This window comes from Flavobacterium fluviale (genome assembly GCF_003312915.1).
Taxonomy (GTDB): domain Bacteria; phylum Bacteroidota; class Bacteroidia; order Flavobacteriales; family Flavobacteriaceae; genus Flavobacterium; species Flavobacterium fluviale.
Genome location: NZ_CP030261.1, coordinates 957985 through 982690, shown reverse-complemented (window position 1 = coordinate 982690; position 24706 = coordinate 957985). Strand labels below are relative to the sequence as shown.

Here is a 24706-nt window from a genome sequence, read left to right as displayed (position 1 = left end):
TATGAAGAAAATTTTACTATTCATCACTTTATTTTACGGTTTCTCAAATGTACTCTATGCTCAGGATGCTTCTGAGGATGGAGTTGTTTCGTTTTCATTACCTATCAGAAATTCTTTAAAGTTTAATAGATATTTACTTAACCCTACATTCAGTTTTGTTAGAGAGACAAATCCGTATGTGAGTTTTTACAATAAAAGACAATGGACGCAGTTTGATGATGCGCCAAACACTTATTTGTTTAATTATTCGGGTCGTTTTAGAGAGAACGAAGCATTTGCTTTTGGTCTTTTTCAACAGAATTACGGATTAATGACAGTCTTCGGAGCAGTAGGAAACTTTGCTCACAATATTGTTTTAGAAGAAGACAGCAACCTTACTTTTGGTATTAATGTTGGTGCCTACCAAAGTGGTTTAAATACTGGAAAAATTATCTCAGACGATTCAGATATTCTAAACGGAGAGTTCCCAAAAAGTACACTTCTTACCGTTAATCCAGGGATTAATTATGGTACTGCTTTTCTAGATTTCGGATTGTCGATTAACAATTTAGTACTTTACAATTTCGGATCTGGAATGGTGCAAGATGATCCAGAAAGAGCAATTGAACTTCATGCTATGTACACGGGATACATTGACAGCTATGGTTTTTTTGACAGAAGTAAATTCTCTGGTATTGTAAAAACAGAAATTAAAAAAGACAAAACAGTTATTTCTGGGCTTGGTATGCTGGCACTTCAACAAGGAATCTGGGCACAAGCAGGATATAACACTTTATACGGAGTTTCAGCGGGACTTGGAGTTAATATTTCTCCGAGTATTGCTATTGAATACAATTACGAAAGAGGAATGGGCAATTTCTCAAACTTAGGCGGATCTCATGAATTCGTTATTGCCTACAAATTCAAAAACAGAAATTACTACTACGGAGATGATGAGGAAGGATCATTAATTGATCCAGCTAAACCAAAACCTGTTCCGGCTAAACCTAAGTCGCAAGCAACACAAGTTAACAGAACTGACATTGCCGAAAAGAACAGGCTAGCTGCTGAAGCAAAAGCAAAAGCCGATGCCGAAGCAAAACAAGCAAGACTTGCTGCTGCAGAAAAAGTTAAGGCTGACGCCGAAGCTGCTGCAAAAGCAAAATTAGAAGCTGACAATAAAGCCAAAGCAGATGCTGAAGCTATTAAAATAAAATTAGCTGCTGATGCAAAAGCTAAAGCAGATGCTGCGGCAGCCGCAAGAGCACAGACAGCAACAGCAAACAGAGCAGTTGCTGCAACTCAAAAAACAGCTGCGCAATTGGCCGCAGATAAGGCTAGAGCAGATGCAGAGGAGCGCAGAATTAAATTGGCTGCAGATAATAAAGCACGTGTAGATGCTGCTGCTGCTGCAAGAGCACAAGCTGCTGCAAATAAACCAGGCGCAACTGCTGCACAAAAAACACAAGCACAACTTGCAGCTGATAAAGCTAAGGCCGATGCCGAAGCAATGAAATTAAAATTAGCTGCAGATGCAAAAGCAAAAGCAGATGCTGAAGCCGCTGCAAAAGCTAAAGCTGCAACTGCAACAGCACAAAAAACGGCTGCTGAACTAGCTGCTGATAAAGCTAAAGCCGATGCCGAGGCAATGAAATTAAAATTAGCTGCAGATGCAAAAGCAAAAGCCGATGCCGAAGCTGCTGCAAAAGCAAAAGCTGCGGAAGCAAAACCAGTTGCTGCTCCACAAAAAACGGCAGCGCAATTAGCTGCTGATAAAGCAAAAGCAGATGCAGAAGCTGCTGCTAAAGCAAGATTAGCGGCTGCTGAAAAAGTAAGAGCAGATGCAGAAGCCGCAAGACAAGCAAGACTAGCCGCTGCAGAAAAAGCTAAGGCAGATGCAGAAGCTGCAAGATTAAAATTAATAGCAGATAATCAAGCCAAAGCAGATGCTGCTGAAGCAAAACGTAAAGCCGATGCAAAAGCAAAAGCAGAAGCTGCAGATATGCAGTCAATCTTAGCTGCAGATGCAAAAGCAAAAGCGGATTCAGATGCATTACAAGCTAGATTAGCAGCCGAAGCTAAAGCAAAAGCGGCTGCAGAAGCAAAAACAAAAACGTCTATAGACGCCGCAAATAAAGCTAAACTAGCAGCAGATGCAAAAGCGAAAGCTGCTGAAGAAGCTGCACTTAAAGAAAAATTAGCTGCTGAAGCAAAAGCAAAAGCAGATGCAGAAGCAAGACAAGCTCTTATTGCTGCTGAAGCAAAAGCCAAAGCAGATGCAGAAGCACTAAAAATAAAACAAGCCGAAGAAGCTCGCCAAGCGCAGTTAGCAGCCGAAGCGAAAGCTAAAGCAGATGCAGAAGCACTTCAGGCAAAACTTGTTGCAGATGCAAAAGCGAAAGCTGATGCAGAAGCAGCGGCAAAAGCGAAATTAGAAGCTGAAAATAAAGCGAAAGCCGATGCAGAGGCGCAGCAAGCAAGACTAGCTGCTGAAGCAAAAGCCAAAGCTGATGCTGAGGCTGAACAAGCAAGATTGGCCGCAGATGCAAAAGCAAAAGCTGATATGGAAGCTTTACAAGCTAAACTTATTGCAGACGCTAGAGTTAAAGCAGATGCTGAGGCTACAGCAAAAGCGAAAGCGGAAGCAGAGGCTAAAAAATTACAAGAAGCTGAAGAAGCTCGTCAAGCTAAACTTGCAGCAGACGCAAAAGCAAAAGCCGATGCAGAAGCACTTCAAGCTAAATTGGCTGCAGATGCAAAAGCAAAAGCAGATGCGGAAGCACTAAAAGCTAAACAAGCAGCTGAGGAAAAAACAAGAATAGAAGAAGAAGCTCGTCAAGCTAAACTGGCTGCAGATGCAAAAGCGAAAGCCGATGCAGAGGCGCTTCAAGCTAAACTTGCAGCCGATGCAAAAGCAAAAGCGGATGCTGAGGCATTGAAAGCACAGCAGGCTGCAGAAGCGAAAGCAAAAGTTGAAGAGGAAGCCCGCCAGGCTAAATTAGCGGCAGATGCAAAAGCAAAAGCAGACGCTGAAGCGGAACAAGCAAGATTGGCTGCAGATGCAAAAGCAAAAGCAGATATGGCAGCTTTACAAGCTCAATTATTAGCAGATGCAAAAGTTAAGGCAGATGCCGAAGCTACGGCAAAAGCGAAAGCAGAAGCAGAAGCTAAAAAATTACAAGAAGCAGAAGATGCTCGTTTAGCTAAACTAGCAGCAGATACAAAAGCGAAAGCTGACGCCGAAGCAGAAAAAGCAAGATTAGCTGCAGATGCAAAAGCTAAGGCTGATGCCGATGCATTAAAGGCTAAGCAAGCAGCTGAAGAAAAAACAAGATTAGAAGAAGAAGCACGTCAGGCTAAATTGGCTGCAGACGCAAAAGCAAAAGCAGATGCTGAAGCACTTCAAGCTAAACTTGCTGCAGACGCGAAAGCAAAAGCTGATATGGAAGCTTTACAAGCTAAACTTCTTGCAGATGCAAAAGCGAAAGCCGATGCTGAAGCAACAGAGAAATTAAAAGCTGAAGAGGAAACTAGAAGACTTAGAGAAGAAGAAGAGCGTCAAGCACAATTAGCTGCAGAAGCTAAGGCAAAAGCCGATGCTGCTGCACTTGCTACGGCTAAAGATGATACTGGAAAAGCAATTGAAAGCTTGACTCAATCGGTTGAAAGTTCTAGTAAAATTCAAAACGATTTGTTAGATCAGTTTAAAGCAACTGTTGCAAACAAGCAAAAAGACTTGAACGATTTAAAAGAAGAAAATGACTTAAGTGAAAAAGGAATCTATAGAGAGCCAAAGCCATTTAAAAGTGTAGCGGCAGAAAATAGTCAAATCGAAGCTTTAAAACTTCAGATTGCTGATGCCAATAAAAGCATGAAAAATGAGATCGACAGATTATCGGCCTTGTATAATGATAGACTTAAAAAGTTCCCTAAAAATGATCCATTGAATAAAGAGTATCTGGATAAGATAAACGAATTAAAAGCGGCTCAATTAAAAATGGAAAGAGAAGGAGCTGCTTTACTAGCGGACTTGGAGCGTATTAAAACAGAAACAGAAATTGAGCGTAAACGTAGAATTAAACGTGCCGCTTATGAGAATGATCAAGGAAGATATGCGCAGGACGTTGCCGCTCTAAAACGTATTAAAGAGACAACAAAAGTAAGTAATACACCATTGACAGCAAACGATTTTGATTTTGGAGAAGAGCAGTCAAATATGCAGATTATTAAGAATATTAAGAATTCTGACAGCGGTTATTATTTGATTATAGCAGTTCATAACAGTGTACAGAAGCGTGATGAGTTCTTGACTAAAGCAGTTGCTGCCGGTCGTACAGATGTGAATTTCTTCTACAATGTAGCAACAAGTAAATACTATATCTATTACGAGAAGTTTGAAGGTTTACAAGATGCAACTAAAGCATTAGAAGCAAAGGGTAGTAAACCATACAACGGAAAAATGGCTATTGTAAAAGTCGAGAATTAACAAATAATAATAATCTAAGAATAGAGATAAATTAAGATTGCAGATTGTTTTTTTGAATGCCCCTTCGAAAGGCAATTAGTTAAACTGAAACCATAAAAATATGAAGAAACCTACTACTTTAAAATCAGTTTTAGTTGTATTATTTTTTATACAAACTTTTATTGTTTTCGCTCAAAAGAATTTTACTCCTCGTTACGATACGAGCTTAAAAGGAGATATGCTTTTGATTGGGAATAATATTTTGAATAGAGATAGGAACAGAAACAACGAGCGTCCAAATAATGCTTACAATGATGGATCGGACAATAATAGTTTTCAGATGGGATACATTAATGTTGATCCGGGTGGAGGACGATTTAGTTCAAGTTCTGCAACATTAGCAATACCAACAGCAAGTAAAGAATGTTATAAGATTGCTTATGCAGGTCTTTATTGGACAGGTATTTACAGTATAGCAGATGTTACAAACAAAGTTGTGGATCGTACAAAGCTGGGATCTGTAGAGTTTAAACTTGCAAATACCAATACTTACCAAAAAATAGAAGGTGAGAAGATCTATGATTATTATGAAAATACTCCAAATACTGCAAATGGATCTCAGGTCATCTATGCCTATTATTCTAATGTAACAAAATTAATACAGGGTCTAACAAATCCTGAGGGGACTTATACACTTGCAAATGTTATAGCTACTGCCGGTCAAATTGATGGTGGATTTGCTGCCGGATGGTCTTTATTTGTGGTTTATGAAGATCCTAAGTTAAGCGCTAAATATATTACGTCGTTTGATGGTTTCCGTTTTATTAAAGCAAATAGTCCTGATGTTAATTATGAAATTTCTGGATTTAAAACAATACCAAATGGAGAGGTTAAAGTAAAGCTGGCTTTTGCTGCTATAGAAGGGGATAATAATACTACTGGAGACCGTTACTCTTTAAACGGTACAGATCTTTTTACAGATCAAAGACCAGTAAACAATTTCTTTAATAGTACAATTAATAATGTTGATGGAGCTTTTAATAATGTAGCTGATAGAACTCCAAATAGTGCGAACACATTGGGGTATGACTCTGGGATTATTAAATTAGGTAATACGGTTAATAATGTCATTATTAAAAATAATGATACTAAGGCAACACTAAAGTTAAAGACCAATGGTGATGGATATGGTCTTTTCTTCAATGCATTTAATGTCGAAATTATTGAGCCCAAAATAGTTTTAACTAAAATTGTAAAAAATGATCAGGGAGCTAATATTGGTGGGCAAAATGTAACATTAGGCCAGCATTTAAACTATATTATTGGTTTTAGAAATACAGGTAACGATGATGCAACAGAGTTTACGATTCGTGATCAATTGCCAATAAACGTAATTTTTAATTATCCGGGAGATCTTGTTTTACCTCCAGGCGTGCGAGTAAAATCTTGGACTCCAGCAACACGTAATATTGTTTTTGAAGTTACAAACCCAGCTCTTCTTAAAGCGGGACGTTTAACAGAAACAGAAATTGAATTAAAAGTTCAAGTAATTCCTGACTGTACAATGCTTGATGAGGCTTGCTCTGATAGTATTGACAACTCTGCTTATGCCACATATAAGGGAACTCAGAATACTTCATTTACGATTTCTGATGACCCAAGTGTTAATACTAACACGGGATGTATCTTGGTTCCAAAAGCGACAAACTTCTTGGTAGGAGTTGCTGGATGTAGATATAATAGAACAGCTACTTTATGTACTGAAAGCGTTAACTTGGTTGCTGCCGATGGTTATTCAACTTACACATGGTATAGCGATGAGGCCAGAACAAAAGAAATAGGAAAAGGTCAGACTTTTGCAGCAAAAGAACCAGGAACCTATTATGTTTACAATCTTGCTCCTGCACCATGTCGATCTATTTATGAAGCATTTACTGTTACAAGATTTGGGACCACGGTTGTAAATCCTGTTAATGATTATGCGAGTGAAATAGTTACTTGTCCTAATGATGGAAAACAATTACCAAAGATATTTTTATGTGGGGCAAATGCTTCAAAATTAATTAAAACAGGAATAACAGATAGTTCTAATATTGTTTGGGAAAGATTAGATACAGCTAGTTGTCCTGCGGTTAGCAACGATAGATGTGCAAACGAAAATGCTTCGTGCGCATGGCAGCCTGTAGCTTCTGGACCAGATTACAATGTTAAAGATGCAGGACAATACCGCTTAACAATTAATTATGCAGGCGGTTGTTTTAGCAGATTTTATTTTAACGTATTTACAAACCCACTAAATCCAAGAGAAGAACATGTTGATCGTCTTTGTGGACAAAGTGGAAGTATAAAGATACTTGATGTTCCGAGTGGTTACCAATATGCTATTAAAACAGATCCAAATGCAACTATTCAGGATTGGGAATGGCAGACGAGTAATACTTTTCCAATTCACAGTGCAAACTCTTATACGGTTTTTATTAGACAACAAGGGGTAACCTCAATTCCTTGTGTGTTTAAAATAGAAAATATCCAAGTAAGAGATAGGAGCATGAATTTGCGTGATGAGCAAACTCAACCAGTTTGTGTTGGAGATACGGGAAGTATTAAAATTGGAGTTAGAGATTACAATGCTGAGTATTATATTTATCTATATAACCAAAATACTGGTCAAATAGAAAGAAGCGCGGGACCTGTTTCAGATCTTGAATATACTTTTGCTTCATTGAGCTACGGTACAAATGGTATTAATTACAGGGTGAGAGTTACTAGTAGTGCAATAGGAAATGGTAATCCGCAGCCAAGTTGCGATCAATCAGTTTATTTTAGAATAGCACCGCCGACCAGTCAGTTAAGAGTAACGGCAACTTTGAGAGAACCACTAACGGCTTGTAGTCCTGGTCAGCTTTTTTTATCAGCGTCAAACGGAAAAGCACCTTACCATTATTTTGTAAATGGTGCTACTAGTTATATTAATGAAAATCCTTTAACTATAACAGAAGGCCGTCTCTATGAAATTGTTGTAATTGACGATGCAGGTTGTAAGGCAGAAACTTCGATTAATATTCCAATAGTTTCGAAACCTACTTATACAGTAAACGCTACAAGCAGTTTATGTTATGATGGTACTTCTTCAATCAAAATTGAAAATATAGTTCCAAATGGAAATACTATGGCTTATAGTATTAATGATGGAGTAAGCTATCAGACAAATCCAGTATTTTCTAATTTAGAGCCTGGTACTTATAAAGTTAAAGTTAGATATTCAATTACTTATACAACAAGTAATGGTTCTAGAGATACAAAACACTGTTACAGTGATACTGAAAATGTAGAAATTACGGGACCAACCTCTGCATTGACAGCTTCGGCTGGTGTTGCAGCGTTAGCGGGATGTACAGATCCTGACGGAGATGGTATTAAAGATGGAGGAAAAATTAGATTTAATAATGTTGAGGGTGGTAAACAACCATATCAATTTAGTTTTGATAATGGTGATCATTTTGGAACAGTAAGAGAAATAGCGGCTAGCCCAGGAGAATACCAGCTTATTGTAAAGGACGATAATGGCTGTACATTTAGAATTCCTTATGTAGTTAAATTAGATCCGATACCAGCAAACCCAATTATCAATACAGTTGATACTGTATACGGTTGCGACGGTTTAGCAACAAGTACAGTAAAAGTTACTACTCCAGCAGAAAGCGGTGAAACAACTTATACATACGAATATTATTTAAATGGTGTACCAAACGTACCTATTACTAATAATGTATTTACTGGCGTGAAATCTGGAGAACATGAAATAATCGTTAAGTATAAAGCAACACAGGTTCCAACTTATAGTAACTTGTTAATTGAAGATTTTGGAAAAGGATCTTATACTACTACTCCGGGTATTAATCCAGGATATTGTTTTGAAGATGAAACGTCTACACACTTAGCGCCAGATTACAAATGTAACAGAGATGAGTGGATCAATGATGGAGAATATGCAGTTGCAAGTTCAATCAGAACAAGATTCGATAACTCTTGGATTATTGCCAAAGACCATACTGTGCCTCAAGATCCGTTAGGAAGATTTTTATGTGTTAACGTTGGTGGTACAGCGGGTATTGGTGGTATTTTATACAGTAAACCTATTACAGATGTAATACCAGATCAGCCTGTAATAATTTCATTATGGGCAGAAAACCTAATTGTAAAAACATCGACTTCACATGATGATCCAAAACTTACAATTCAATTAGTAAATAATTTAAATGGGGTTGGAGGAACAGAAACAATCGTTGCAACAACAGATACTAATAATCCGTGGGTTGTTCCAAAAACAGAAAAATGGGAGTATAAAGAATTGTCTTTAGATCCTAAGGCTTATAACAATTTAAGTTTTGTTATTAGATCTTACAGTAACGAGTTTAATGGTAACGACGTGCTTATTGATGATATCTGGGTGCGTCAAATTCCGGAATCTTGTGGCGGTGAAACTAAAATTAAAGTTATCGTTGAAAGCGGTAAAGGTTTTGATGTATCAGATCCAGAAATTAATAACGTTTCATGTAATGGAGGAGGTACTGGAAGCATCATTTACCAAGTTAAGAATTTTGCCAGCGGTTATCAATATAAAGTTAACAATGGAAATTGGACTCCTTCTACAGCAGCTACTCTTACTTTTGATAATTTAGCTGTAGGAAACTATAAAATTATTATTAGAAGCGATGCTACTGGAGCTTGTTCGGAGTCATTTGATATAGATATTACTGCACCAGTAGCTGTTACTGCTATCGCTGCTGTAACTTTACAACCAACTTGTCTCGCTGGTGCTATTATTAGAGCAACTGGTGGAGGAGGTAATCCAGGATACACCTACGAATTACGTCAGGGAACAACTGTTATTATACCATATCAAAGCAATAGAGAGTTTACTAAACTACCTAATGGAGATAATATACCTGTAGGAACATATAGAGTTTATGTAAAAGATTCAGGGAATTGTGAGTCTGCAGCTTCTGATCCTGTAGAAATTATTGCGCCAGTTCCTCCAAAAGCAGAGTTGGCTTCTACGTCAGATTTGTGTTATGATACAACAGATCGTGCAACTTTGGTAGTAACGGCTACTGACGGTGTATCACCATACAGTTATACTTTAGATAATGGAAATGCACAGGATTCTAATAGATTTACAAATGTTGGTTACGGAACACATACAATTTTAGTAACCGATTCAAATGGATGTACAGTTGAGATAAAGGATATTATTATAGCTGAGCAATTAACCGCAATTGCTGAAGTTACAAAACCTTTAGACTGTACAAATTCTCCAAATGCTCAAATTACGATTAGAGCATCTAAAGGAACTCCTAGTTATACATATGAAGTCTCAACCAATGGAGGTACGTCTTTTGCATCGATAGGATCTAATATTTACCCTGCAGATAAAGCAGGATCATATATCTTTAGAGTAACAGATTCGAAAGGCTGCAGCGTAGTTACTAGCGCAGTAACTGTAAGCGCAAAATTAGAGCCAACGGCAACAGCTAAAGGAACAGATCCAAAATGTCATGATGGTACAAACGGAAGTTTTACTGTAACAGCTGAAGGTGGAAATGGAGCACAATACACATATAGTTTTAACGGAAGTACTACTTTCGTTACATCTGCAACACTTTCTAATTTAGGCGGAGGTAATTATACATATCAAGTAAAAGACGGGAAAGGGTGTCTTTCTCCAGTTTATAATATTTCATTAGCAAACCCAACAGAAGTTGTGGCTTCAGCTAAAGTTACACCTAATACTACTTGTAGTACTACAACTGTAATTACAGTTTCTGCAGTAGGAGGTACAGGAACATATACTTATAGTTTTGGTGCAGGAAATACATCTTATAATGGAACAAGAACATTAACCGTTACAAATACAAGCAGTGCTCAAACTATTACGTTTAACGTAAGAGATAGTAATGGTTGTATAGATACGGACACTATTGTTGTTCCAGCGTATAATCCGCCAACTGGACTTAATTTTACGACACCAGCAGGTATTACCTGTAACAATACAACAACTAGTCTTACAGTAACAGCTGTAGGTGGTGTTGCACCATTTACTTATGCTGTAACATCTGGTCCAAATTCACCAACTCAGGCTGCTTCAGGTGTGTTTACAGGATTAGTTCCTGGAACTTATACCTTTAGAGTTACAGATGCTAATGGATGTACAACATCAGATTCTAAAACTATCGATGCGGCGCCATCTATTACAGTTTCTGGTGACTTTACTAATGAATTATGTTATAATGCAAAAAATGGTACTGCGACATTCAATATTACTGGCGCAAGCACTCCGGGAGCTTATACTCATACATTCTCTTCAACTTCAGGAACTCTAACTAAGAATAATAATACAATAACAGTTACTGGATTAGGAGCTGGGACTTATACTTTAGTAGTTAAAGATAATGCCACAGGATGTACATCAAATACAGCATCAGTAACGATTAATGCTGCTACTGAAATTAATTATACAGTTAATGCTTCAAAAATCAGCTGTAATAATGCTATTTCGACATTAGCTATAACAGGAATTATAGGTGGAGCTCCAGGATATACTTATGCTTATGGAATTGGTGGTTCTACTGCACCAAGTACTGCTTATGGAACTGTTTTAACAGTTGATACTGCAGTTTTATCAACAACAGTTGATGTATATGTAAAAGATATCAATGGCTGTGTGGTTAAGAAAACAGTTTCTGTCTTAACAGAAGACGCTCCAGAAATGAATCCAATTGCTGCGCAATGTTATACTGGAACGCCAATCAGCGTGACTATAACAGGTACATTTGCGACGCCAGCAACGTTTAGTAAAGACGGTACTAATTTTGTATCAGGAGCTACTTTTAGTTTAACTCCTGGAACTTATAAATTAACAGTAAAAGATAAATTCGGTTGTACTGATTTTATCGATTATATAGTTCCTGAGCAATTAAGAATTACTCCAAAAATTGAAGAAAATACTACTTGTGTAACATCAACTACAATTAGCTTAACTTCTAGTGGAGGTACAGGAACTCATACATATGCAGTCGCTTTTAATAATGGACCGTATAATACAGTAACAAGTCCTTATACCGCAACGGACGCAGGAACATATAAATTTAGAGTAAGGGATACTGCAAATCCAATTTGTTATGCTTACACTGCAGATATTCCAGTTACTTTAAAAGCTACGACTTTAACTTTTAATACAAGCAAAACAGATGTGAAATGTAATGGAGCTTCTACAGGAACTCTTTCTATTACACCTACATCTGGTAAAGCTCCTTATACTTATAGTGTGACTAAAGCAGGAGTAGCAGTTACTACAACGGTTTCAGCTACAACTACAACAGCTTCTGCTGCAGCTTTAGCGGCTGGTGTTTATGATATTGTTGTTACAGATGGTATAGGATGTCAAGGTAATGTACAGGTAACGATTAACGAAAATCCAGTTGTAACTGCAAATGTTACAGCAGGTAAATTAACTTGTAATCCTACGAATAACAATCCAACAGCAACTAGTATTTCAGTTGCTCCTGGAGGTGGCTCTGGAACAGGATATACTTACAGTTTTAATAATGGCTCGACTTACGTTCTAGGAAACAGCATTCCTGTTTCAAATACGGGAGCGTCACAAAGTTTTACTATTATTGTAAAAGATTCGAATGGCTGTCTTTCAGTGCCACAAACAGTAGTAATCGATCCGCTTAATTCGCCAACGGCTTTAAATTTCGGAACACCGTCTACAGTAACATGTACAGCGGTTAATTCGAGTGTTCAATTAAGTGCTGATAATGGTGTTTTACCACTAACATACAGCATTGTTTCTGGACCAACAGTTAACAGTACAGGTGCATCTTCAGGATTATTTACAGGATTGCTTCCAGGAGACTATAGATTTAAAGTAACAGATGCAAACGGATGCTATTTTGTAAATGATTTAAAAATTGAGAAAGCTATTCAAATTGCAATAGATGGTCAGACTTTCTCCAATGTATTATGTAATGGTGGCAACACTGGAATAGCAAAATATAATGTAACGAAATTTAGTGCTACTCAAAATTATACAATTAACGTAACATCAACGCCTGCATCATTGCCTTTCACACAAACAATTTCAGGTGATGTTATCACATTATCAGATCTTGAAAAAGGTACTTATATAGTTACAATTAGGGATTTAACAACTGGATGTACTGCTTCTGATGACGTTATCATTGGTGAGCCAACAGCTCCTTTGTCTGCAGTTGAAAAGATTGTAAATGCAACATGTAAGGTTGCTACAGCAGAGGTTACAATTACAGCATCAAATGGTACACCATCATATAAATACTCATTTGTTCAAAGAGGACAGCAAATAGGTACATTATCTCCATCGCCAGTCGCTAATCTTAACCCGTTGACAAATACAGACTGGGATGTGTATGTTGTAGATGCTAATAAATGTCAAGTTAAATTAGAAATTACCATTGGCACAGCTCCAGCACCAACTGTTACTGCAGCAACAGCTGGATGTTTAGGAGTTGGTACTTATGTAATTACTGCTACTCCAGGCACAGGATTAGTAGCACCTTTATCGTACAGTCTTAACGGAGGGTCTTTCCAAACAGATCCGACATTTGAAGTTACAACTGCTGGAAAATATATTATTACCATTAAAGACGGAAACCAATGTACAGCAGATAGTAACGAGGTTACAGTATACGATGTATTAACATTATCGGCTAAACTAGATAAAAATATTACTTGTCATACAGGAAATGAAGCGGCGGTAATTACATTAACCGCTGGTGGAGGAAGAACGGCTTATAACTATACAAGCAATCCTACAACAGGAACTTTTACAAACAATGTATTTACTACTAATACACCAGGTTCTTATACTTTCACAGTAACTGATGCAAATAATTGTACAGTTTCAACTACTCAAGCAATTAATATTGTTCAAAAAGTTGATCCAGAAATTACTTCTGTTACTCAGACTCAATCTATTGGTTGTAATGGCGAAAGTACTGGAGCAATTAGTGTAGTATATGACGCATCAAAAGGAGTAGGTCCTTTTGAAATTAATGTTAAACAATATTCTGATGCGGCTCATACCATGTTGGTTAGAGATTTTCTTACGCAAACATCTGGTCTTCCAGCTGGATATTATGTTGTTACTGTAAAAGACTCAAAGGAATGTTTTGATACTGAAAATATTAGAATTACTGAACCAGATCCTATTACTATTAGTTTTACTCCAGAATCTTTAAAATGTGTTGGAGGCGGAATTACGCAAGGACGTATTATAATTAATGGCGTAACAGGTGGTACTCCAAATTATACTTATTATGTAACAGGTATTAATAATTACAGTAGATCTTTGCCTGGTGAGGATGGTATTAGCGCAGTCTTTAATGTTGTTGATTTCGGTTTATATCAAATTAGAGTAGAAGATCAAAATGGTTGTTTCGCTACTATCAATGATATTTTAATTGCGGCGCCAGTAGATGAGCTTGACATTGAAGTAAGCACTTCAGCTACTTGTTCTGGCGGTGGTTCTGCAACGGTAAAAATTTTATCAGCTTTTGCAGGAACAGGACCATTCCACTTCAATATCTATAATGGTAGTAGTCAAACATGGAATCCTGCTGATCCAGCAGGTAATATTGCTAATGGATGGATTGACGAGATTCCAGCTGATAGTAAATCGACGGAATTTACGGGTCTTGTACCAGGAAAAACATATACTTTTATCATATATGATGAAGATACAGAATGTTATTATTTCCAAACTTCAGACGGACCAATTCCAAGTAGTTCAACTTTAGAGATAGACAACTTTATTCCACAAAACATTTCTTGTTTTGGAGCAAATGATGGAAATGTAAGTTTTGATGTTAGAAATTTATATGCTTATCCTGTAGATATTACCTATACTATTGTTAATGCTTATACGAATATTAATACTACTAATACAGGTTCAAGAACAATTCCTGTAGGTGGAACAGTTACTATTGATCCAGCAGCAATCACTCCATTGCCAGTAGGAACGTACTATGTGTTAATTACAGAAACTTCTGGTGCTAATGCAGGTTGTGGTAAATCTTCATATAACTTTAATATTAAAGAGTCTCCAAAAGTTTTACTAATTGATGCCTCTGTTTCTAACAATGCAAATTGTGCTGTAAATTCTGGAGTTATTACTGTTACTGGTAAAGATGGAACTGCTTTTGTTCCAGCGACAGGACCGGCGTATTACAAATACATGTTATTGCCAGATACAGATGCAGCTCCTAATAAAACAGATTTAAGATGGGATACTCCTAACACATTCTTTAGAAATGCAGGTAATTACAAAGCTTATGTATTAGATGCTTATGGATGTATTAAAGATTTCCCTATTACTTTAGATAAAGATGCTGATCCATTGATTGATCATCCAGCACCTATCTGTTTTGATGGAAAACCGTTTACTATTACAATAACAGGAACTGTTGATCCTGCAATTATTGGTGGTCCAACTTATAGTTTAGGTGGAAGTTCTTTCGGACCAGATGCATCATTTGAAATTAGTACTGCAGGTACTTATAAGTTAATTATCAAAGATGGAAATAATTGTACAGATGAATTTGATTTTATAGTTTATCCACAATTGAAACTTGATGCTAAGGTGACTAAACCATTAGATTGTTCTCCTAGTCCTAATGCTGTAATTACATTAACAGCAGAAGGTGGTAATATTCTTCCAACTCCAAACTATATCTACGAGTATTCTACAAGTGGAGTAACTGGACCTTGGACTACTATGACTACAAATGAATTAGAAACGGGAGCTACTAATGTTACTTATACATTTAGAGTAACAGATAGTAACAATACAACTACTTGTCAGGTAACAAAAGATGTAAAATTAGATCCAATTCCTTTACCAACTATTACACCAGCTAGTACAGATGTAAGCTGTTATAATGGTTCAGATGGTACAATTTCAATTTCTGTAACAGGTGGAATAGGTGCTTTCGAATATCAATTATTGAAGGGAGCAACTGTAATTGTACCATTTTCAGGTTCTAGCCAGTTTACTGGTTTACCAGAAGGAAATGATTACCAAGTTATAGTTAGAGATTCTAAATTATGTGAATATAATAGTGCGGCGATAACAATTGGTCAGCCAGACGAGTTGGCAGCTACTTCTTCAGTAATCGATTTTGCTTGTGATCCTATCACTAATGAAAAGGATATGGCAGTTGTTGTTGTTGATGTGGATGTTACAACAGGTACTGGACCATATAAATATATGTTCCCTGGCGATACAGATTATGTTGATGATAATAAATATGTTGTAGATAATTTATTAGCGCAGACAATTAATTACTCAGTTAAAGATGCTAACGATTGTATTTTTAATGGATCCCAGGCAGTAAATGCTTATCAGCCATTAAGTGCTTCTGTTAATGTAACAGCATATCCGGTATGTCCAACAAATGTTGAGAATGTCGAGATTATTGTTAGCGGTGGTTATGGGCCAATGAAGAAATATGAAATTGTTGAGCCTGCTGCCTTAGCGCATGATAATGGTACAGTTAATACGTTTACCGGATTAGTACCAAATACTTACTTATTTAGAGTTACAGATGATCACAATTGTTCTGTTCAAGTGTATCATACTGTAGAAGATGTTGTGCCAATTGATGTAGCAGCTGAGAAATTGACAGAGATTTCTTGTAACAGCTTAAATGGTACAAGCAATAACGCTAGCGCTAAATTTACTGTAACAGGATTTAGCACAACGCAAAATTATGACGTTACAATAACAACGACTCCAGGTGCATTACCATACACCAGAACAGATGTTGGTGATGTGATTACTTTAACAGGTCTTGTAGCTGGCAGCTATACAGTTTCTGTTGAAGATAGAACAACTCATTGTACAGATGATGCTACCTTAACGTTTGTTGAACCAACTGCTATTACCTTCGCAGCAACTTCAACTAAAGTATTCTGTTCTAAAGATCTTTCTGAAATAACAGTTAGTTCAGAAGCAGGTGGAGCAGGTGGTTATAAATATGCAGTCGTATTAGCTGGTGCAACAAGACCAACTACTTTTGGAGATGATCCAGTTCTTACTGTAGATACTGACTTAGACATAACAAAACTTTCTTGGGATGTGTATGTTCAGGATCAAAACGGATGTATTTCTGAACCAGTTCGTGTTGATATTACTCGTGATGTTGAGCCAGTTCTTAATACGCCAGCACAACTATGTTTTGTTGGTGCAGATTTAACAGTAAATCTTGATGCTCTTTCTACGGTTTACACTGGTAGCAGCAAATCATTTACTATTGATGGATTACCAACAACAGCCAATGCAACATTTACTTCTCCAGGAACATACAAAATCATCTTAACAGATGAGAACGGATGTACTGATGAGGTAGATTATATCATTCAAGAACAATTAATTGCTGGTGCTACAGTAAGACAAGATTTATACTGTTCTCCTGCCAATGCATTAATTGATGTTACAATTGCTGGAGGTGTAGGATCATACACTTATCAAATGTATCACGATGGTGTTCCAGAAGGATCTGTAAGACCTGCTACAGGAGACTTTACAGAAACAGTTACTGCTACAGGAGATTACTATTTTGTAATTACAGATAGTAATGTACCAACATGTTCGGTGACAACAGATCCTGTAACAATAATAGCGCCAACGCCTCCAACAGGTACAGAGGCACATATTGACGTAACATGTGAAACTTTAAGTGATGGTAGCTTAACAATAACACCAGCAGGTGGAGTCGGTCCTTATACGTTTGTTCTTTCTGGTGCGTCAAATACAACAGGAGATACAACAGGAATTTATACAGGATTAGCAGCAGGTTCATATTTTGTGGTAATCACAGATTCTAAAGGATGTACTTCTGCGCAAGTTGATGTAACGATAGTTGAGCCAGCTGAGCTTACAGCTTCGCACAATATTACACCAAATGCAGGTTGTTATACAACAACAGAAATTGTGGTAACGCCTCAAGGAGGAACGTCGCCTTATTACTATAATTACAATAATAGAGGTTATGTACAAGGACTTGATAGAATATCAGTTGCAAATGATGGTTCAATTGCAAATGTTACTTATACAGTAAAAGATGCTAACGGATGTGAAACTCCAGTAGTAACTGTACCAATCGTACCATTGAACAAACCAACAGATTTAACGTTCACACCAACAGCTATTACTTGTTTTACAGGAAACAACAGCGATGTTACAGTAACAGCAGCAAATGGTGTTGGTCAGTTAACATTTGAAATCATTGAATTTAATGGCGCTGCCCCAGCAGTGGCTTATACACCACAAGTAGTTGCAGATAATACAATTGCTGCGGTATTCAATGATTTACCATTTGGAGATTATCTGTTCAGAGTTACAGATAGCAACAAATGTTCTTACAATGAGTTATTAACTATCAAAGATGTTATTAGAATAAATGCAGATGGCCAGCCAGTTGCAGATATGTCTTGTAACAATACAAACGATGGAAAAGTAACCTTTACAGTTTCTGGTTTCGCAGGAGCTTATACTTATACGATTACTAAAGATGGTGCTCCGTTTAGAGGATCGACAGTAACGTCAGATGTTTCAATTGAGTTAACTAATTTAGCTTTTGGAATTTATGAAATAACAGTTGTTGATAATATAACAGATTGTGATTTTAAAGCTTCAGCAGAAGTAAAACAACCAACAATTGTTGAAGTTGATTTAGTAGAAAACCTAGATGCAAATTGTAACAGAGGCGCAATAGTAGAAGTTCTTGGAAAAGGTGGAAACCCAGGATATACATATTCATTTGTTGATGCAAGTCTTGCAGGTTCAGGTGCATTTGATCCTGAAACAAGAAGAGAGTTAGATCCGGCAATTGCTGCATGGCATATTTATGCTAGAGACATTAACGGATGTATTTCTGATCCTTTACTTGTAAATATTACAACTAGTCCACTGCCAGCAGGATTTACAGCTGCAGTAACATCTAATTGTGCTGATATTAATGGAAACTACGAAATTGTAGTAACTCCAGGTACTGGTATGGCACCATTCGAATATAGCATTGGTGGAGGATTCCAATCTAGCCCTTCATTTACTGTGAACGTTGCTAAAGCTTATGATATAGTAGTAAAAGATAGATTTGGTTGTACAACTACATTCCCAGCTCTAATTACTATTTTACAGCCAGTAGTTTTAGAGGTAGTAAAAAATACCCCGCCAACTTGTGCTGATGGTGACGGTCAAGTAACAGCATCTGCAACAGGAGGAACAGGTAACTTTAGTTATACTCTTGACGGAGTTACAACTTTAACAGCTACTCCAGCAGTATTTAATAATGTAGCTTCAGGTCCTCACACAATTGTAGTGACAGATTTAGGAACTGCTAATAACTGTACTGACGATTTTGCATTCGAATTAGAAAAAGCGACAGAAGTTACAGGATTTAAAGCAATTGCTACTCCAGTAACATGTAATGGAGGAAGCGACGGAACAATTATTGCCAGCATGGATCCAGCAAGTCCAGGTGTAAATGATAATCCAAAATACAGATACAGCATCAATGGAGGTCCTCTTCAAGATAGTCCAGTATTTACAGGACTAGCTCAAGGAACTTATACAGTAGCTGTTGTTTCTGGAAGAAATTGTCCTGCTTCGGCTACAGTTGTTGTTACAGAGCCTGCATTAATAATTGTACCAGATCCAGTCGTTGCTCAATATGGCTGTGCAGCTGGAAACAATAGTAATTCGGCTACTATAACGGTTACAGGTGTTAAAGGTGGTACAGAAAATTCATATCCAAACTATGAATTTGTAAGGGACGGTGTTGTTGTTTACAAAGGACCTCGTAATGTATATACAGAAAGAGATCTTTTAGGAGGTAACTATGTTGTTAATGTATATGATGAGAATAACTGTGTTGGATCAGCTGTAGTTAGTGTACCAGTAAATGCATACACTAATTTAGATAATGTAACTATTAGAGTTACAGACGAGATTACTTGTAATAATCCTGAAGATATCTTAGTTGAAGTTGCTACAACTCCAGCAGTTAATCCAGTATTAGATTTCGTAATTACAGATGCGGCCGGAAATGCTGTAGCAGGTAATCCAGCTAATCAAACAGGTATATTTACAGATTTACCAATAGGAAATTACATTGTAACGGTTACAAACCCAGCAACAGGATGTTCTATAAGAACGCCTCATTATGTGAACAATCCAAATAGTTTCCAAATTAAAGCGGTGACTATTAATAGAGAAATTTGTTATGGAACTGCTAACGGAAGCGTTGAATTGACTTTTATTGACAATCAGCCTACTCCATCAAATGAAGCAGGAATATTTGATTACACAATCACAAGTCCAAACGGATTCTCACTTGCAACTACAAGATCTGCAGATGCAGGACCTGTCTTGATTTCTAATCTTGCAGCAGGTGTGTATAACGTAACAGCAACTTTAGTTGGAAAACCATATTGTACTGTTACAACAATGTTTACAATAAGCCAGCCAGTTAATGAATTGGTTGTAACAACAACCAAAGAGGATATTACATGTGTAACTGATAATAATGACGGTGTAATTTATGCAACGGCAACAGGTGGATGGAATACTTACGAATATCAATTAATGAAAGGATCTGCAATTGTAGTAGATTATTCTCAACAGTTTACATTTACTGGTTTAACAGAAGGTGTATATACAGTTAATGTTCGAGATTCTAAAGGTTGTATTGCTAGTAGTACACAAACTTTGGTTATCCCAGATCCTATAACAGCAACAGCAACAGTTAATTTAACAATGCTTGCGTGTTATGGAGATAAATCTGGTATAATTACGGTAAATCCTCCAACAGGTGGACAAGGAAGTAATTATCTATACACATTAAATTATCTTTCTGAAAATCCAGTAGTAAGTTCTGGACCAGTGGTATCTCCTGTTTTCAGTGGTTTAGCAGCGGGAAGATATAGTGTTACGGTAACTGATGGATTTAGTTGTCAAGGTATAACAAATGAAATTGAGATTGAAGAACCAACTCTAGTTACGGGTATCTTGGTACAATCTAGAGCACAAACATGTCAAACATTGACAGAATTGACTTTAACTGCAGAAGGAGGAACAGGTCCATATACTTATAGTGCGGATGGAATAAACTATAGCGTACCATTTGCTTCATCAGTTTCTTTTGAAGTTCCAGTAGGATCTTATAAATACTTTGTAAGAGATGCTAATGGATGTAATAGTTTTGTTTCTAATAGCGTTGAGATTGATGCCTTAGAACCTTTAAGACTTGAAGTTGATAAAGAAAGTGCAGTTGTTAAATGTACTGGTGAGGCGACAGGAGCTATAATTGTTCAGGCTTACGGAGGATTAGGTAATTACACTTATACTCTTACAGGTACTGAAGTTCGTCCAGCTCAGGATAACGGTATATTTGAAAACCTTGCAATAGGTACTTATAGAGTAGTTGTTGAAAGTGTTGATTGTAGTATTACTTCAGAAGAAGTTATTATAAATGAGCCTAGTACTGCTTTGCAAGCTGAGTTCTTGCCAACAAATGTTAGTTGTTTTGGAGAGAATAACGGAAGATTAGAAATTGTAGCATCTGGAGGAACTGGTATAATTAAATATGCAATTTCTCCAAATATGAGTCAATTCGATACAAAAACTATATTTGAGAGACTGGCTCCTGGAGATTATCAGGCTATCGCTCAAGACGAAAATGGATGTTTCGTTTTATATGACTTTACAATATCTGAGCCAAACCCAGTTATTGTTACTGAGGTTCCAAATTCTATGATTCCTGAAGTTTGTGATGGAGATAAAGACGGTGCATTTAGTATTGAAGTAAAAGGTGGTACCGCTCCATATAGTGTGAGTTTAGACAATGAAAAAGGGCCATTTACGGCAGGGGATGCTACACAAACTATATTTGATTTTACAAATCTAACAGGCGGTGCTCATACTGTTTATGTTAAAGATGATAAAGGATGTGTTGCTGAGTTTGTGCAAACTTTACCAAATGCAGTATTGCTTAACCCAAAAGCTGAGGTTACTTATGACTGTGTGAACAATTCACAAGCAAACATGGTAATAGTTACTGTTGATGCTTCTAATAATCCTACAGATGTAGATTACTCATTAGACAACAACGGTAATTATCAGACAAGTAATATTTTTACAGATGTTCCAGCTGGTGATCACTTCATAGTTGCTAGACACACTAACGGATGTGAAGTTCCAACAGCTATATTTACGGTAGATGCTGTTGCTCCATTAACTCTAATTGATGTAACAAAACAAACTACAGAGATTAACACAATAACAGTGAAAGCTTCTGGAGGTTTTGCTCCTTACGAATACAGTTTCAATGGTGAACCATTCACTTCATCAAACACTTATAGAATCTATAAAACAGGTATTTATAAAGTGATTGTAAGAGACAAAAATGGTTGTGAGGCTACGATAGATGTAGAAGGAACATTCTATGACTTCTGTATGCCAAATTACTTTACACCAGATGGTATAGGTTCTAATAATACTATCGGTCCAGATTGTGGAGCATTGGCTTACAAAGACCTTACATTCGATGTTTACGACAGATACGGCAGAGTAGTTGGTAAATATCGTGTAGGAGGTAAATGGGATGGTAGATACCACGGAAACGAATTACCAACAGGAGATTACTGGTACGTTCTTAAACTGAATGATCCGAAAGATCCGAGAGAATTTGTTGGACATTTCACTTTATACAGATAACAAAATTATAGCCCCAATGATGTTATCTAAAAAAATTATTACAATGAAAAAGTTTATTTTATCCTTAGTACTCATGGCTGTAACAACAAGTTACAGCCAAGAGTTAAACCTACCAGTATTTACCCAGTATTTGGCTGATAACCCTTTTATTCTTTCGCCTGCTTATGCCGGTATCGGAGATAATCTCCGTATTAGAGCCAATGGTTTAACGCAGTGGGTCGGAATTAAAGATGCGCCAGATAACCAATCATTGTATGCCGATTTTCGTGTTCTAGATCGTTCGGGTGTTGGTTTGTCATTTTATAATGACAGCAACGGAAATACTAGACAAACAGGAGCTAAAGTTTCTTTTGCGCACCACCTTATTTTAGATTATTACACAGAGAAATATCTATCATTTGGTATTTCGTACAACTTTAATAGTTTCCGTATTGAGACTGGAAATTTTACAGGAGACGTAAACGGGGTTCCCGTAGCGCTAGATCCTTCGATAACAGACAACCGCTATAACTCAAACAACAACTTTGATATTAGTGCCTTGTACCGTCAAAAAGGATTTTACTTGAGTTTTAATGCCAACAACGTCTTAAAGAAAAACACCGATAAGTTTAGAGGAGTTGAACCAGAATTACTATCAAACTTTCAGGTATATTCTGGATTTACTTTCAGAGATGGAGAAAACAGAAGAATCGAATACGAACCATCGGTTTTCTTGCAGTACTTTGCAAGTGACCAGCGTTCAACAACCGATTTTAACTTCAAATACAGACGTTACAACCGTTACGAAGATTATTATTGGATTGGAGTTTCGTACCGTTTCTTAAATGACCAGTTCCCAAAACCTTTGGCAGCAGGACCTATGGCTGGTTTTATGAAATCTAAATTCTATTTTGCGTACTCTTACCAATTAATGTTTAACGGTCTAGGAACTTATAATTCTGGAACTCACTCAATAACAATTGGGTTTGATTTCTTGCAGTCTATCAGTAACTGTCCTTGTACACAAAGTCCAGTTCACGATTAAACAAGTAATTTTATCATTTTTAATAATTAATTTGTTTATTTTCATAATTTACAACGTTTTCGTTTTTATTGAACGATTATTTTTGCTTTTTTGAAATTTAGAGTACTGTAAAAGTTCTATATTTGTTATTCTTTCAAAAAATTAAAAAATTTAGCAGATGAAAACTTTAAACGATTTCGATTTTAAAAATAAAAAAGCAATTATCCGTGTTGACTTCAATGTTCCGTTGGATGAAAATTTTAACGTTACAGATACAACACGTATTGAGGCAGCAAAACCAACTATTGACACAATCTTAGCGCAAGGCGGAAGCTTGATCTTAATGTCTCATTTAGGCAGACCAAAAGGAGCAGAAGAGAAATATTCTCTAAAACATATTTTAAAAACAGCTTCAGATATTTTAGGAGTTGAGGTAAAATTTGCTGAAAACTGTGTTGGAGAGCCAGCTCAGACTGCAGCAAAAGATTTAAAACCAGGCGAAGTTCTATTACTAGAAAATCTACGTTTTCATGCTGAAGAAGAAGCTGGAGATGAGAATTTTGCTAAAGAATTAGCTTCTCTTGGAGATATTTATGTAAACGATGCATTTGGTACAGCTCACAGAGCACACGCATCTACTACAATTATTGCACAATTTTTTCCAAACGATAAATGTTTCGGAACTTTATTGGCTAAAGAAATTGAGAGTTTAAATAAAGTACTTAATAACAGTGAAAAACCTGTTACAGCGGTTCTTGGAGGTTCTAAAGTTTCATCTAAAATCACAGTTATCGAAAATATCTTGGATAAAGTAGATCACATGATTATTGGTGGTGGAATGACATTTACTTTCATTAAAGCACAAGGCGGAAAAATCGGTGAATCTATCTGCGAAGACGATAAATTAGACTTAGCTCTTGAAATTTTAAGATTAGCAAAAGAGAAAAACGTTCAAGTTCATATTCCAGTTGATGTTATTGCTGCAGATGATTTCTCAAACACTGCTAATACTCAGGTTGTAGATGTAACTGCAATTCCTGACGGATGGCAAGGTTTAGACGCAGGTCCAAAATCTTTAGAGAACTTCAAAAAAGTAATTTTAGAGTCAAAAACTATACTTTGGAATGGTCCATTAGGAGTTTTTGAAATGGAAACTTTCTCTAAAGGAACTATCGCATTAGGAGATTATATTGCTGAAGCTACAGAAAATGGTGCATTTTCTTTAGTTGGAGGTGGTGATTCTGTTGCAGCAGTAAAACAATTCGGATTTGAGGACAAAATGAGCTATGTTTCTACTGGTGGCGGGGCTATGCTTGAGATGTTAGAAGGAAAAGTTTTACCTGGAATTGCTGCAATTTTAGACTAAAATATCACAATTAACATTTTTTTACATAGTTTTCTTCAATAAAGGGCTTAGATTTGCAAAAATACAGTTCCT

4 protein-coding genes are annotated in these 24706 nt (G+C 36.8%); all 4 read left to right on the top strand.

Translation table 11 applies throughout. The features are described 5' to 3' along the window. The first annotated feature begins 1 nt into the window (after window position 1). The 4 genes from HYN86_RS04405 (at window position 2) to HYN86_RS04390 (ending at window position 24634) form a co-directional block, all read left to right on the top strand. Complete coding sequence (locus tag HYN86_RS04405; protein ID WP_113676949.1) at window positions 2-4465, top strand: PorP/SprF family type IX secretion system membrane protein; 4464 nt, start codon at window positions 2-4, stop codon at window positions 4463-4465. A gap of 100 nt (window positions 4466-4565) precedes the next feature. Continuing rightward, complete coding sequence (locus tag HYN86_RS04400; RefSeq protein WP_113676948.1) at window positions 4566-22265, top strand: T9SS type B sorting domain-containing protein; 17700 nt, start codon at window positions 4566-4568, stop codon at window positions 22263-22265. A 43-nt stretch (window positions 22266-22308) separates the two neighbouring features. Beyond that, on the top strand, window positions 22309-23289 hold the full coding sequence (locus HYN86_RS04395) for a PorP/SprF family type IX secretion system membrane protein (protein WP_230406428.1): 981 nt from the start codon (window positions 22309-22311) through the stop codon (window positions 23287-23289). Between the two features lie 157 nt (window positions 23290-23446). After that, complete coding sequence (locus HYN86_RS04390; protein ID WP_113676946.1) at window positions 23447-24634, top strand: phosphoglycerate kinase; 1188 nt, start codon at window positions 23447-23449, stop codon at window positions 24632-24634. Window positions 24635-24706: the final 72 nt, after the last annotated feature.